14 protein-coding genes and 1 pseudogene are annotated in these 13,814 nt (G+C 55.6%); 6 read left to right on the forward strand and 9 right to left on the reverse strand.

The window, feature by feature from the left end; genetic code table 11:
- Positions 1-46: 46 nt before the first annotated feature.
- The 5 genes from ACT3TR_RS10120 (at position 47) to ACT3TR_RS10140 (ending at position 4,187) form a co-directional block, all read left to right on the forward strand.
- Complete coding sequence (locus ACT3TR_RS10120; RefSeq protein ID WP_444625293.1) at positions 47-805, forward strand: GntR family transcriptional regulator; 759 nt, start codon at positions 47-49, stop codon at positions 803-805.
- A gap of 55 nt (positions 806-860) precedes the next feature.
- Complete coding sequence (locus tag ACT3TR_RS10125) at positions 861-1,823, forward strand: Bug family tripartite tricarboxylate transporter substrate binding protein (RefSeq protein WP_444625292.1); 963 nt, start codon at positions 861-863, stop codon at positions 1,821-1,823.
- Positions 1,824-1,851: 28 nt separating this feature from the next.
- Complete coding sequence (locus ACT3TR_RS10130) at positions 1,852-2,301, forward strand: tripartite tricarboxylate transporter TctB family protein (protein WP_444625291.1); 450 nt, start codon at positions 1,852-1,854, stop codon at positions 2,299-2,301.
- A 15-nt stretch (positions 2,302-2,316) separates the two neighbouring features.
- Complete coding sequence (locus tag ACT3TR_RS10135; protein WP_444625290.1) at positions 2,317-3,807, forward strand: tripartite tricarboxylate transporter permease; 1,491 nt, start codon at positions 2,317-2,319, stop codon at positions 3,805-3,807.
- Positions 3,808-4,025: 218 nt separating this feature from the next.
- Positions 4,026-4,187 (forward strand): hypothetical protein, encoded by a 162-nt coding sequence (locus ACT3TR_RS10140; RefSeq protein WP_444625289.1) that lies wholly within the window; start codon positions 4,026-4,028, stop codon positions 4,185-4,187.
- A gap of 179 nt (positions 4,188-4,366) precedes the next feature.
- On the opposite strand, the gene ACT3TR_RS10145 is transcribed toward ACT3TR_RS10140, so the two are convergent.
- The 3 genes and pseudogenes from ACT3TR_RS10145 to ACT3TR_RS10155 all read right to left on the reverse strand — a co-directional run bounded on the left by ACT3TR_RS10145 (position 4,367) and on the right by ACT3TR_RS10155 (position 6,553).
- A complete protein-coding gene (locus ACT3TR_RS10145; protein WP_444625288.1) occupies positions 4,367-5,062 on the reverse strand; it encodes a haloacid dehalogenase type II in 696 nt (231 codons plus the stop codon).
- Between the two features lie 69 nt (positions 5,063-5,131).
- Positions 5,132-5,227: pseudogene (locus ACT3TR_RS10150) on the reverse strand (PhnA domain-containing protein); the annotation flags it as partial.
- A gap of 75 nt (positions 5,228-5,302) precedes the next feature.
- Positions 5,303-6,553: an MFS transporter gene (locus ACT3TR_RS10155; RefSeq protein ID WP_444625287.1), complete on the reverse strand. Its 1,251-nt coding sequence runs from the start codon at positions 6,551-6,553 to the stop codon at positions 5,303-5,305.
- Between the two features lie 61 nt (positions 6,554-6,614).
- Between ACT3TR_RS10155 and ACT3TR_RS10160 the strand changes: the two genes are divergently transcribed.
- Positions 6,615-7,613, forward strand: coding sequence for an AraC family transcriptional regulator (locus ACT3TR_RS10160; RefSeq protein WP_444625286.1), 999 nt, complete (start codon positions 6,615-6,617; stop codon positions 7,611-7,613).
- 24 nt (positions 7,614-7,637) lie between these two features.
- On the opposite strand, the gene ACT3TR_RS10165 is transcribed toward ACT3TR_RS10160, so the two are convergent.
- From ACT3TR_RS10165 to ACT3TR_RS10190, 6 genes are all read right to left on the reverse strand, one after another.
- Complete coding sequence (locus ACT3TR_RS10165; RefSeq protein ID WP_444625285.1) at positions 7,638-9,005, reverse strand: carboxylesterase family protein; 1,368 nt, start codon at positions 9,003-9,005, stop codon at positions 7,638-7,640.
- A gap of 106 nt (positions 9,006-9,111) precedes the next feature.
- Complete coding sequence (locus ACT3TR_RS10170; RefSeq protein ID WP_444625284.1) at positions 9,112-9,543, reverse strand: GNAT family N-acetyltransferase; 432 nt, start codon at positions 9,541-9,543, stop codon at positions 9,112-9,114.
- 151 nt (positions 9,544-9,694) lie between these two features.
- On the reverse strand, positions 9,695-10,435 hold the full coding sequence (locus ACT3TR_RS10175; RefSeq protein WP_444625283.1) for a carbon-nitrogen hydrolase family protein: 741 nt from the start codon (positions 10,433-10,435) through the stop codon (positions 9,695-9,697).
- 45 nt (positions 10,436-10,480) lie between these two features.
- Positions 10,481-11,452 carry a homocysteine S-methyltransferase gene (gene mmuM, locus ACT3TR_RS10180; RefSeq protein ID WP_444625282.1) on the reverse strand — a complete coding sequence of 324 codons (972 nt, stop codon included), beginning with the start codon at positions 11,450-11,452 and terminating at the stop codon, positions 10,481-10,483.
- Positions 11,453-11,464: 12 nt separating this feature from the next.
- Complete coding sequence (locus ACT3TR_RS10185) at positions 11,465-12,904, reverse strand: amino acid permease (protein WP_444625281.1); 1,440 nt, start codon at positions 12,902-12,904, stop codon at positions 11,465-11,467.
- Positions 12,905-13,307: 403 nt separating this feature from the next.
- Complete coding sequence (locus tag ACT3TR_RS10190) at positions 13,308-13,667, reverse strand: VOC family protein (protein ID WP_441685208.1); 360 nt, start codon at positions 13,665-13,667, stop codon at positions 13,308-13,310.
- Positions 13,668-13,814: the final 147 nt, after the last annotated feature.

Genomic DNA, 13,814 nt, shown 5'->3' on the forward strand with positions numbered 1-13,814 from the left:
GTCTTCAATGACCTCAAGAAATCAACGTTAACCACAGGGTGACCCAATGCGAGCCAAGTTCTCTGCTAATACGGACGGAAGATTACCCCTGTATGCCAAACTCCGCGATCAATTAGGGTCGAGGATCGCCAACGGAGAGTGGAAACCAGGCGACATGATCCCCTCGGAAAATCGTTTAGCCGAAGAATATGGCGTTGCTTTGGCAACCATGCGTATGGCGTTGAAGCAGCTCGTCGATGAGGGGCTGCTAGATCGTCGTCGGGGCACCGGCACCTTCGTTAAGCAGCCTGCTTTTAGAGCGGATCTGTTTCGCTTCTTCCATGTACATGACGTGGATGACCCCGATGTACCCGTCATCCCAGAAAGCCAAATTCTTAGCTGCCAGGAAGTCCCTCTCCCCCCAGAGGCACAGAAAGCCTTTGGTGAAGATTCCGTCAGCCACTGCGTCCGACTGGAACGTGTTCGCCTCTGGTCAGGCGATCCGATGTTGTTTGAAGAAATTTATCTACGCCTACCCGATTTCGAAGGGCTCTTAACGCTAAATCCAAAAGCGATGGGCCCTTTGTTATATCCCGTATTCCTGGAGAAATTCGGGATTTTAATCTCATCGGCCACCGATGAGCTTTCGTTCGGGGTTGCTACCAAGACCAGCGCGGAGCAGTTGGCACTAGCGCCAGGAGCACCCGTCGCCGTTATCCAACGCGTTGCCCGAAATCCCTCAGGAAGAATCATCGAGTTTCGCCGAGTTCATGGCCGGCCTGAGCGTTTCCGCTACCGTGTCACGCTTGGTGATCAACCCGCATGAAAACGCATCTGATGCACGTTTTAACACTCTGCATTTCCCAAAAAGGTCACTAACAATGAAAACATTACAGCTTACGTCTGTTGTTGCACTATCAGCGATTACCGCAATGCCTGCCATGGCTGACGACTATCCGGATCGTCCCATCGAAATAATCGTACCGGCCCCTGCTGGTGGCGGTACGGATAACGTTGCACGCATGCTTAACCAGTACCTTCAGGAGGAGTTAGGTGAGTCCTTGGCCGTACTGAATGTCGCTGGAGGCGGTGGCGCGATTGGGGTTAACCAAATTGCTCGTACTAGGCCTGACGGTTACACACTGCTCTCTACCTGGAATAGCCCTATTACCACCGTGCCACACATGCAGCGCGTTCAGTACTCTTACGAGACATTGACCCCCATCACCAGCACCTCTCAGAGTGCCTACACCATGTGTGTCGCTCCCGAATTTCCCGCTGAAACAGGTGAGGAATTCCTGGCCGAGTTACAAAGCAACCCCGGTCAGTATACCTATGGCAATGACGGTGTTGGGGGCACCATGCGGTTAGCGGCAGAGCGTATTTTCGGAGCGACTGATATTGAAGCACGCCCCATCCCTTTTAGCGGTGCCGGTGAGACACTCCAAAACTTCCTTGGTGGGCATGTGGACATCTACGGCGGCTCCATCACTCCGGTGCTCCCCTACGTAGAGGACGGCAAGGCGAAGTGCCTGCTCGTGACCTCAGCCGACGATAACGAGGCCCTACCCCAGGCATCAGGCCTTGCAGCGCTCGGCCATCCTGAGCTGGAAACCGTACTGTGGCGCATGATGCTGGCACCCGAAGGTATGGATGAACAGCGCGTTAATGTCATCGCCGATGCTGTTGCAAGAGCAGTAGAACATCCCGAGTTCCAAACATTCCTGGCTGCTCAAGGTGAAACACTCAACCTAGTGCGTGGCGAGGCGCTTCGTGCGCGCCTGCAACAGGAAACCGAAGCGATTGGCGAGACACTCGACAAGCTTGGGCTTAAGAAAAACTAACCCATGTTGACTGGACGGTAATTAACTCATGAACTTCAGAGATATTATCTCTGGCGTCGCCTTCCTCATCCTCGGCTGTACAGTGCTCTGGGTGGGGAATGGCTTTGATGCTGGAGCAGCGTATGTGCCTATGGGCGTTGGCATTCTGATGTGTCTTTTCTCACTTTCTCTGATCATTAAGGGCGTTAAGCAGACGCTGGGAGCAAGTGAGTCGAGTCGCATCACCATTGCTTTAATCGATCATCCTGGACGGTTTATGGCGACAGTCGTCTGTTGCCTGATCTACTACCTGGCCATGCCTACCGTAGGGTTCTACTCCACTAGCACCCTCTTCATTATGCTACTGGCGCTGGTGTTGGGTGAAAGGCGCCCTAGTGTCGTGCTAGGTATCACGGTGGGCTTCATCATCCTGTTATACGGGTTGTTTGCACTCATGCTAAAACGCCCCTTGCCCGTCGAATTTTTCCTGGTTTCCTAAATAGGGTGACACTATATGTTTGATTCCCTGTTCAATGCGTTACCCGTCGTCCTGCAATTAGGCTCCGTGGTCAGTCTTTTTGTCGGTACGCTGATAGGTATCTTGATCGGAGCCCTGCCGGGGCTAAATCCAGTCATGGCAATTGCGCTCATGCTTCCATTGACCTATGGGTTTGATCCTGTGATCGCCTTAGGGTTGGTGGCAGGTATCTACAATGGCTCGATGTACGGTGGCGCCATTCCCGCTATTCTCCTAAAAATCCCAGGAACGCCAGCAGCCATCGCAACAACATTCGATGGCTACCCCATGACTCGCAATGGTCAAGGTGGGCTGGCCCTAAAGACAGCGTGCTGGTCGTCAGCGGTTGGGGGAATTATTAGCGCCCTTGCACTAATGACCCTGGCTCCCCTCTTAGCGCAGGTTACGCTCGCTTTTGGGCCAACGGAGTATTTTTGGGTGGCCGTGTTTGGTCTTGTCAGCATCGCCGTGTTGGTGGGCAGTGAGATCAGCAAGGGCATGCTCAGCGCCTTATTGGGTATCATTATTGGCCTAGTGGGGGTCGACACCATCAGCGGCATGGAGCGTTACACTTTCGGGTCGCTCTACCTGAGCGGTGGGTTCGACCTGATCATTGTTCTCATTGGCCTCTACGCGATTCCGCCAGTGCTGGAAATGGCCGAAAAACGCAACGCGACCTACTACGATGCAGGTAGCTTCAAAGTCGATGCTAGCGGGAATGCACTAACGCTGATACGTCAGCACTGGCGCACATGGACACGTTCCTCGCTGATAGGCGTCTGTGTTGGCATTTTACCAGGTGCCGGGGGCAACCTAGCAGCATTGCTGAGTTATAACGAAGCGAAGCGCAAATCCGCAAACCCCGACTCTTTCGGCACGGGTAACCCAGTGGGTGTTGCCGCTGCCGAATCAGGCAACAGTGCCGACAATGCTTCTGCGATGATTCCGTCCTTAACACTAGGGATTCCGGGCAACTTGGTCGCTGCGCTGGTATTAGGTGCGCTAATGATTCATGGGCTACAACCCGGCCCACAACTGTTTACGAAGTCGCCTGATGTGGTCTTCGGCTTTATGTGGCAGATGCTGCTAACAGCCATGTTGCTACTGTTACTGGGCGGCATGGTGGCCACTCGCCTGTTCGCGCAGGTATTGCGCATGCCTACCGCCCTATTGGTTCCAACCACGTTAGTGCTAATGGCGGTAGGGGTTTATACCGTCAAAGGAAATATGACGGACCTATATGTCATGCTAGGGTTTGGTTTGCTCGGCTATTTACTCCATCGGCTGGCCTTTCCGCTCGCACCGGTAGTGCTGGGGGTGCTGTTAGGGCCAATGGCGGAACAAAACTTACGCTTAGCAATGTTGCTCTCTCAAGACGACGTGGGCTCCCTATTTACTCGTCCTATCTCGCAAGGGATTATCGCGCTACTGTTGTTGGTCGTGTTTTCACAGGTTTGGAAAATGTTCTGGAAAGGTCGACAGGGCTAAGGGCGGTAGAAAAGAAACTCCATAAATTTATTGTCGAATTTTGTGGACGGCAGTCAGGCAACATCATGTCTGACTGCCGAGCTCGGCCAATTGCTGCCTTTTAGGCATCTCTGATATTACGCTAAGGTAATCGGCGCTGGAGCGTCAGTAGAGGGAACCAAAAGCGGTAGGCTTTTGGCGTCCGGTTGACCGTTTAGTTAGGCATTACTGAGCTAGCCTTGGGCACTACTTTCGCTACCGCTGTTGCCGCAGGTTTGCCATCCGCCCGTGGTAGAAACGTGGTTAGCGAGCAGTACCGGCAGTTGGTGACGTTGGGCGATGGTGGCGAACAGCTCTGCATCGTTGGCGTAACCGCCTGGGGAGATCAGAGCGCTGGCTAGGTAAACATCCGCTTGCTGGTCGGCGATAGTGGCAGAGTGGCTTGGGTGGTGGCCATTTTTATCGCTTTGCTGGTTGGGTACTGGAGTGGTCGCGGGCTAAAGCCGCCTTCTAATGAAGCTCACTGTTCAGCTTATTCAACAGCCGCTTAATGGCTCGCGAACGCCGCTGGCCCACATTGTTATTTCCCTAGTTGCTCGCTCAACGCGAAAAGGTCTTCAGCCACAAAATCCCACGCTTCTTCTGCTTCTAAATCTTTGCTCTGCTGAGGCCCATACTCTGTACGGCGGGGTATAAACGCCGTTTTCATTCCCACTGCACGGGCTGCACGCAAGTCAGTATTATGCGCCGCGCATAGCATTACCTCTTCAGGCGGTAGGCGTAGCAGACGGCAAGCCCCTAAGTAGACCTCTGGGTCAGGTTTATAGTGCTGGAATAACTCGGCGCAAAAGATCATGTCCCACGGTAGTTTGGCGTGACGGGCAACATCGACCATTAATGAGACATTACCGTTGGTCAGCGTTGCGATGATGGCGTGCTCTTTCAAGCGCTTTAGGCCCTGTGGTACATCTGGCCAGGGCGCTAATTGGTGCCAAAAGTGATTGACGCGATCAATGGTCGCTTCGTCTAGCGCAATCCCCTGTTGATCGAGGAGTTTGACTAAGCTTTCTCGATGCAGCTCGTCTAATACCGTCCAGGGGATTTCCCCTCTGCGTACCCTGTCCATGGAAGGCGCATAAAGCTGACGCCATTGATCAGCCAGCCTTTCACTGGGTAGATCAACCCCCAGCTCTTTCTCTAGCTCCCTGAACTGATGAATCAAGCTGGAGCGCCAATCAACAATAGTGCCAAATACGTCAAACACGATGGCTTTCATTAGTGTCTCCTTGTTGGATAGTTATTGCTAACTGCGTCGTCAGGTGGATAGAAGAAACCCGATTTTTGTTTAGGCCTTTTTCACAAAATAGGCGGTTACCATCATGTCGCCGACGCCGTCGATCTTGCAGTCCAGCTGGTGATCCTTGCCCTCTTTGAGCCGCTTTCTTAACTATATTGCTCCGGGTGGTGCCCGTCATGCCTAGAAACAAACCGGAGCAAACCTAGCCTAAAAAGTCATTTAAACATTTATTCCGGCGCCTGCCGTCGCACCGTGCTGCGGCAGCTCGACTCGAACGCGCAGAAAGATCACGAGTGCAGCGAGTAGCATCACCGCGCCTGCCGTCATGAAAACGCCTGTGATCCCATTAAAACCGAACACGATCCCCCCCAATGCGGCACCGGTAGCGATTGAAGATTGCACCGCAGCGACCACCATGCCTCCTGCTGTCTCCGCTTGATCAGGGACGGCACGGGCTACCCAGTTTGACCAGGCAACTGGCACGCCGCCGAAGGCCAAGCCCCACAGGGCCACTAACAGCATCAGCCCTGTTCCATTGATGGGTAGCCAGATCATACCGAAGGCCGCCAAGCCGACTAACGCAGGCATGAGCACCAAAGTAGCGCGCAGGCTACGCTCCATCATCCAGCCAGCCAGCAGCGTACCGATGAAGTTGGCGACACCGAAACCCAAGAGCAGCAGAGACAGACCGTCAACATCAATATCGGCGACGCTTTCCAGCGCAGGGCGAATATAGGTGAACAATGCAAATTGGCCTGTATGGGCGAGTACGCAGCCCATCATCCCGACCCCTATCCCTGGGCGACGAAGCAATTCCAGAACCGACGCCGTGTGCGTCATGGTGCGTGGTGCCATACGGGGCAGCGTGAACCACTGGAAGACAAGTGTTAGCCCTCCAACCGCCGCTGCGGCTAAAAATGCACTGCGCCAGCCATATAGCCCACCCAAGTAGCTGCCCAACGGCACCGAAACCACCGTCCCGATAGCGATGCCACTGAATATTATAGAGAGTGCTCGCGGCACCAAATTTGCTGGCACCAGCCGCATAGCCACGGCTGCCGCCATGCTCCAAAAGCCGCCTAATGCGACGCCCAGCAGAATGCGCATCGCCAGCAATACGGTCAGGCTGGAGGACAACGCCACCAGCAGGTTGGAAGCGATCATCAGTAGGGTAAACGCCAGCAAGACAACGCGCCGATCAAATCTCCGCGTTAACCTGGGTACCAGCAGCCCGGCGAACAAGGCCGCCACTGCCGTCACCGTCACGGCCTGACCCGCCAGTCCCTCCGATATACCAAGATCGGCGGCCATCGGCGTCAACAGGCTAGCGGGCAGGTACTCCGCCGTCAGTAACCCGAATACCCCCATTGCCAGTGAAAACACGGCCATCCACGCGGGTGCTGCAGGCTCTAAAACAGACGCATTGCTAGCATTGGGCGTTTGCCCGGCATCACAAACCTCATTGGTCATCTCGAAAAATCCCTGAAAAAAACGGTAGCGGGAAGTCTAGAGCTCAAACCCTGGATGATCTATGATCATAAACCTCAACTTTTTGATCGAAACGCCTAACATGACAGAGAAAGACCAATTTGCCCTATCGTCTGATCTGATCAGCGAACTGCTGACAGGTATGCGCCTGCGTGGCGTTCAATACCGTCGCATTCAGACAGGCCCCGTTTTCGGCCTAGGCTTCGAAGCAAAGCCAGGATACGCCTACTTCCACTTCCAGGCTGTTGGTACAGCCTTCTTGCGTACGGGTGATGGTGAGTTGCATGAGTTGCCCGCGGGAAGCGCTGTGTTTATACCTCAAGGTGGGAGACATCAGCTTCTATCGGATGCGGAGGCGTCATTTCAGAGCATCGATAAGTTCGATGCCGCGCCCCTTGGCGAAGCCGTTAGCGGGGTCAATACCTGCCCCAGTACGCACTCTACGCCCAGCGCCGTTATCTTTTACGGTTGCATGGAGTTCGATCTGGGCGGAATGCAGGGGCTGGGTAAATTGATGCCAACCTTCATGGTGGCTGACACGCAGACAGATCGCTACCCCGGCTTACTGCCTATTCTCGATTCAATGAAACGCGAAATCTGCGCCGGTCGAATCGGCTTTGCAGGCATTCTGGCGCGGCTCGCGGAGGTGGCGGCCGCGATGATCGTGCGCGGGTGGATTGAGTCCGGCTGTGAAAACGCCTCTGGTCTGGTTGCCGCATTGCGTGATCCGCGTCTTGCGCGCGCCATACTGGCGCTGCACCGCCAGCCTGGCCGTGAATGGACTGTTGCAGAGTTGGCGGCGGAATCTCATGTCTCTCGCTCCGTCTTCGCACAACGCTTTCAAACCACCATCGGCATGCCGCCCCTGCGCTATGCCACGGAGCTGCGGATGCGTCTTGCCAGTCAATGGTTAACCCACGAAAGAGTGCCCATCGATGTTGTCGCCCAGCGACTCGGCTATACCTCTCAAGCGGCATTCAGTCGTGCTTTTAAGCGCGTCACCGGCCAGCCGCCGGGTGCCAGTCGGCAAATGCGTTCTTGAACGCAGGCACTTTTCAGACAGAGCCTAGGTCACCTCCCACCACTCAAGCACCTGCGGTTCAATGTGGCCGGTAGCCGGAAGTTCGCCGTTACGGGCGAAGGCGGCCCATAGCGCACGCATGCGCTGGCCGTGTTCAAGCAGGGTGGCCTCGTCCACGCCTTTTACCAAATCGGCATGTTGCCAGCTGGATGGCTCGCCCAGTAGCAGCGGCAGGTCGATCGTGTGGGCGGCGCCAAACGGGTAGCGGCCCTTGCACCAATCCAGCCGATACAGGTAAGCGCGCCCACCCGCCTGCACATGGCGGCGGGCAAACGTGTGCGCATCGCGTATGTAGACCTTGCGTGTGGTGACGGCCACCATCGCCTTGCTGAGCGCCTCCCCCACCAAGGGCGTGTTGCGAAGCCGCATTAGGCTGGGCGATATCACCACAAACAGCGCGTTCTCTTCCGCGGTGTAGCCCATAAACAGGTCAATCTTTGCGGCCGCGCGACGCCAGGCCGCACCGGCCTCGGCTTCAGTAGGCAGCGGGTAGTGGCCGTACTGGGTACCAAACGGCATGGCCGCTTTCAGGCCAAAACCACGGACGGATTCCATTATTTGCGTCTGTAGGCGCAAAATCTCATCAAGCGGTACATCGTCGTTTACCGTGGCCGCCTGTTGGCTCATCTTGGCGTACATGTTTGCCCGGCCACGGCTAATGCCCAGCGGCGCGCTTTGAATAATGGCGCGCTGGAACAATCCCTTGGTGCCTTCGGCAATCATCAGATGCGCCGCCGCGTCGCCCCCGGCGGACTGTCCGAACAGGGTGATATTGGCGGGGTCACCGCCCATGGCCGCGATGTTGGTGTTTATCCAGCGTAGGGCTGAGATCATATCGAGCAAGCCCAGGTTCGCGGGCCGGTTAGCGTAGCCGCCCAGAAAACCTAACAGGCCAAGCCGGTAGGTTACAGATACCACAATCACGTCCTGCTCAAGTGCAAGCGGGCGTACGTCAAACACCGCTAGATCCCCGGCACCAAACACGTAAGAACCACCGTGTATCCAGACCATCACGGGGCGCGGCGTAGCCGAGGGGCTTTCCGGCAAAGTAACCGACAAATGTAGCGCGCCTTCGCAGGCGGAGAACTCTTGGGCGCTAATCCCCAGCACAGCGTTTAGTTCGGGAATGATGTTTTGCGGCGAGCAAGGCGACCACTCGGTGGCCTGGATGGGCGCGGTTGATGGCAGCTCATCTTTTGGGGCGCAAAAGCGCTGGGTACGGGCATAGCGAATGCCCGTGGCACGGATAACGCCGCGGTCCCGCCAACCGATGATCTCACCGGCGGGAGTGGTAAAGCGTGGCACATCGTGGTCGTTTGACGTGCCGTGATCGTTTAGCTCAGCGTGGCGCATACCGCTCCTTGGAATTCTTTATTAAATAAGCGTAGCACTGTTGTACGGGCTGACGATGCCCAGTCTGGCTGTGCATAAATTGACTGATGCGCAGCCTGCACGAGTGTTAAGCATTGGGGCCGCCGCTGAGGATAAACGAGTAGAGTTCAATATCGGTTCTAAACTCCCAGCCCAGGTTCTTCCAAAAGCGTTTACCAGCGTCGTTCCCCACCAATAGCATCAGGTGCGACTTCTGGATGCCCTCGGCCCGTAACGCATCCAGGCAGCGGTTAACTAGTTCAGACCCAATGCCCTGCTGACGGCAGCCTGCCGCCACTGCCAGGTGCTGAATAAAGCCGCGGTGGCCATCGTGGCCCGCCATGATAGTACCCACCACATCGCCCCCCTGCTCAGCCACAAGACTCAGGCCGGGGTTACGCCGCAGGTATTTATCGATGCCCTCACGGGAATCCGCATCGCGCAAGCGCACGCCTTCAGTGTTGCGCCATAAGGTTACGGCAGCATCGTAGTCTTCAATGGTCATGGTGCGGTAGTGCATGCTAGCTCTCTTAATCGGGCGTCAAAACGTGCTCAGCGGTTAGCTGTTGATGAGTGACAGGATAGCCTGCGAATTATGTATTAATGAAAACTGAATAACAGCGTAAACGACACGCTCATCATCGACGATTTCATACACTCGCCGAGACTACTTAACTACTGGTTAGCTTCCCTTGCAGAAGATGGCACAGCACTATGCCGTGCTCACAGCCGTTAGCGACGACAACGCGCTCGCCCTGTGCGTTCCAACCGCCACTGTTACCGCAGGTTTGCCAGCCGCCCGTGATGGATATGTGGTTGGAAAGTAGTACGGGAAATTGGTGGCGTTGGGCGATACCTGAAAGCAGCTCAGCATCTGCTTTATAACCCGCCTCTGAAATCAGCGCGCTGGCGATATAGAGATCCACATGCTGGGCGGCGGCCGCGTCACTATGCGCGGGGTGGGCGAAGTCGGCGCACACTGCCAGAGCAATGCGCGCATCGTTGACGCTGAATAGATAGCTTTCATTGCCCGCCGAGCAGTAAGCATCTTCGCCGTCGTGCAGGTGCTGCTTGGCGTAAAACTCACACTCTCCGCTGGGGAAACCGATCACGGCGCCGATGTAGGGTTTGTGGCCTGGGTTTACCAGCGGGCAGCCCACAATAACCACGATGTTATGACGGGCGGCCGCCTTGCCTAATGTGCTGAATACCCCTGACGTTTTGGGTAACGCAAGCCGCTCCAGCAGTTCAAGCTCGTAGCCAGTCAGCGAAAGCTCAGGGAAGACCACCACATCGGCGCCTTGTTTGGCCGCGCGGTCTATATAGGCAAGGTGAGTTTCAAGGTTCTCAGCCACTGCGCCTTTTGCTACCGGCAGTTGCGCCAAGCCAATAGTGATAGTGCTATTGCTCATTTCGCCCTCACAGCGGTCATAAGAAAAGCCACGCCTTACGCTGACTCATACGGTGATTGAGCGCGCGCGCCGCCACTGCGCCAGCGCTTGAATATCCTTGGGCGCTGTTCGGCAGCATCCGCCAATGCCTGATGCCCCGGCGGCTAGCCAGCGCTCAACCCCTTGCGCCAAGCCAGAAGGGCTGCTTGAGGCATGCTCGCAAGCGGCGGCGTGCCAGGTTTTAGTCACCGCGTCGTACGCTTCCCCCGAGTTGGGATACACCAATATCGGCAGATCACATTCACGGCGGATTTCTTGAATCAATGATTCGATGTGGGCCAACGCGGTGCAGTTAACACCGATGGCCGCCACGCCTGGGCAGTTGGCGAGAGCGGCCGCACACTCTGCTATTGGCGTACCGTCACTGATGTGGTGGCCATCCTTCGCTGAGAACGTGATCCAGGCCTGGGCGCCGGGGTGCTCGGCCAGCAAATCGGTAATGGCCAACGCTTCTTCCAGGGAAGGCAAGGTCTCAGCGGCCAATAGATCCGCGCCCGCGTCTAACAGCAGCGTAAAACGCTCGCGATGAAACTCAACCAGCTCGGCGCGATTGAGGTCATAGCCGCCTCGGTATTCACTGCCGTCGGCTAGATAGGCGCCATACGGGCCCACGGATGCGGCTACCAATGGCTTGGGCCGGTCGGTTTGGCCGGGCTGCCAGACCGCATCTCGCGCTTCTTGCGCCAGCGTGACCGATAGCTGAATCAACGCTCGCGCCTTTTCTTCCGTCATCCCCGCCTGCATAAAACCCGGCACTGTGGCCTGATAGCTGGCGGTAATGGCACAGTCGGCCCCGGCTTCAAAATACGCCTGATGAACCTGACGGATTTTCTCCGGAGCCTGGGCCAGCAAGCGCGCCGACCAGAGTGTGTCATTTAAATCACAGCCTAGCGCTTCCAGCTCAGTGGCCAAGGCACCGTCGATGACTATAAAGGGCACTTCTGCCAACAGGGCGTTGATCGGATTCAATTCACTCATAGGGACGTTTCCTTAAGGGCGTGACTTCACAGCGCTGTTTGACGTCGCGGAACGATCAGCAGCTCCACGGTGGCGCACAAAATGCACCAGATAGCACAGGGCAATAAAGGGCACACCGAAATAGAGCGCCACGCGCTGCTGTGGGTCAAAGGCGATGCCAATGCACGCTGCCAAACAGGCCGCAAATGCGATTAACGGCACCCAGGGGTAGAACGGCGTGCGATACAACAAATCTTCCAGCCGCCCGCCTTCACGCAGGTAATGGCGGCGGAAATTAAACTGGCTAAGGGCAATGGCCATCCACACTACCACCACGGCCAAACCGGAAATCGAAACTAACACCAGATAAACGCTCTCAGCGGCATAAATGCTGGAAAACAGCGCCCCCAGGCCACCGACCATGCTGAGTAATACGGCATTCATCGGAATGCCGCGCTTATTGAGTCGGCTCAACGATTTTGGCAAGGTGCCTTGATCCGAGAGCGTCCATAGCATGCGTGAGGAGGCATAAAGCCCAGAGTTGGCCGCTGACAGCAGCGCGGTAATGATCACAAAATTCATAATATCGGCGGCGCCCGGCACACCGAGCCGCTGAAAGACGGCCACAAAAGGGCTTTGACTGAGCCCAGCCTGATCCTGAGGTAATAGCGCTGCAATCACGACGATGGTGCCCACGAAAAACAGGATCAATCGCCATAGTGTCGCGCGAATGGCTTTGGGCACATTCCGAGCCGGGTCGACGGTTTCACCGGCGGCAATCCCAATTAGTTCGGTGCCGGAAAAGGCAAACATCACCGCTAGCAAGGTGGTGCCAATGGCCATCAGGCTGGGCGGCATGGCGCCTTCTCCCCATAGTGCCGAGAGACCCGGCGAGGCAACCTCAACACCCGCCTCATTATGCAGCGGCACCCAGCCAATAATCGCTATCGCGCCCACCAATACAAATACCACTACTGCAATCACTTTGATCAATGAGAGCCAGAATTCAGACTCGGCAAAGAAGCGAGTGGTAAACGCATTGACGCCAAAGACTATCGCCGCAAATAGGCCACTCCAGTACCAGCCGGGGATATCGGGAAACCAGCGCCCCATAAAAACCGCCGCGGCGGTAAACTCTGACCCCAACGCCACCGTCCAGGTGAGCCAGTACATCCAAGCCACCATATAGCCGGTGCCGGGGCCGATATAACGGCTGGCATGGGCGCTGAAAGCCCCCGACTCCGGCATATGCACAGCCAGTTCGCCGAGACACATCATCACCAGCCACGCGATAATGCCGCCCACCAAGTAGGCCAATACTGCACCGATAGGCCCTGCCTGCTGCACGGTATAACCGGAACTTAAAAATAGCCCGGTGCCAATCACACCCCCCAAAGAGAGCATCACCAAATGGCGCGTCTGCATGCTGCGTTTGAAGTGCACCCCCTCCTGATCACTTGCTTGCTCACTCATGATGACATTCCTATTGGTAGCCTAACGAGGCAGCAGGCACCCAGCGGCCCGGCTCAGAAAGAGCACCATTTTAGTGCAATATGGAGTTTCAAAAAAGAATAAAAAAAATATTTAATATTCTTATTTTGAATATATGGGATTAATATCGCTGCGTAAGTATTGTCGCTAGCTTGCAAACAGCTATAAAAAAAGCGCCCTGGCTGGGGCGCTTCTCGCTGTTATCTTTTGATTAGCGCCATGGGATGTGTGGGCGCCTCTCACCCCTATCACTTCTATCACTTCTATCACTTCTATCACTTCTATCACTTCTATCACTTTTACGGCGACCTAACTTGGCTGGTTACTATCGAGTTCACCATGTTCAATATCCATTGGCCCGTAACAATCAACTTTTAGCTATGCGCTAGTTGCGTGCCTCTGACCAAACCGCAAACTCGTTGCCACTGGGTTCCTGAAAGTGAAAACGGCAGCCGCCGGGAAACTCGAAAACAGGCCGCGTGATCTCACCGCCGCTCTTCTCAACGTTGTTGAGCGTTGCGTCAATATCCGTGCTATAGAAAACCAGCAGTGCACCGCCGCTTGAGGTTTGGTTACAGGCCTGCGCTTGATAGAAACCGCCATCGAGCCCTTGGTTGGAAAACGCGGTGTATTCAGGGCCGTAATCGACAAACGCCCAACCAAATGCCGCTGAGAAAAAAGCTTTTGTCGCGGCCAAGTCTTTCGCAGCAAACTCGACGTAATTGAGCTTCTCGTGTTGATTCATTGCCTGCTCCTTTGTTTTTTCATTCTTCAGGGTGCAATGATATTAATGGCACCTCGGGGCTTCATGTCGACATGCCTCACATGCAAGCATGTGATCAATTCATCAACAAAGCATTCAGTTATCACCGACAAGGCGACTCGCTGTAAA

The sequence above is a fragment of the Halomonas sp. AOP12-B1-6 genome, assembly GCF_052379225.1.
GTDB classification, from domain to species: domain Bacteria; phylum Pseudomonadota; class Gammaproteobacteria; order Pseudomonadales; family Halomonadaceae; genus Vreelandella; species Vreelandella casei.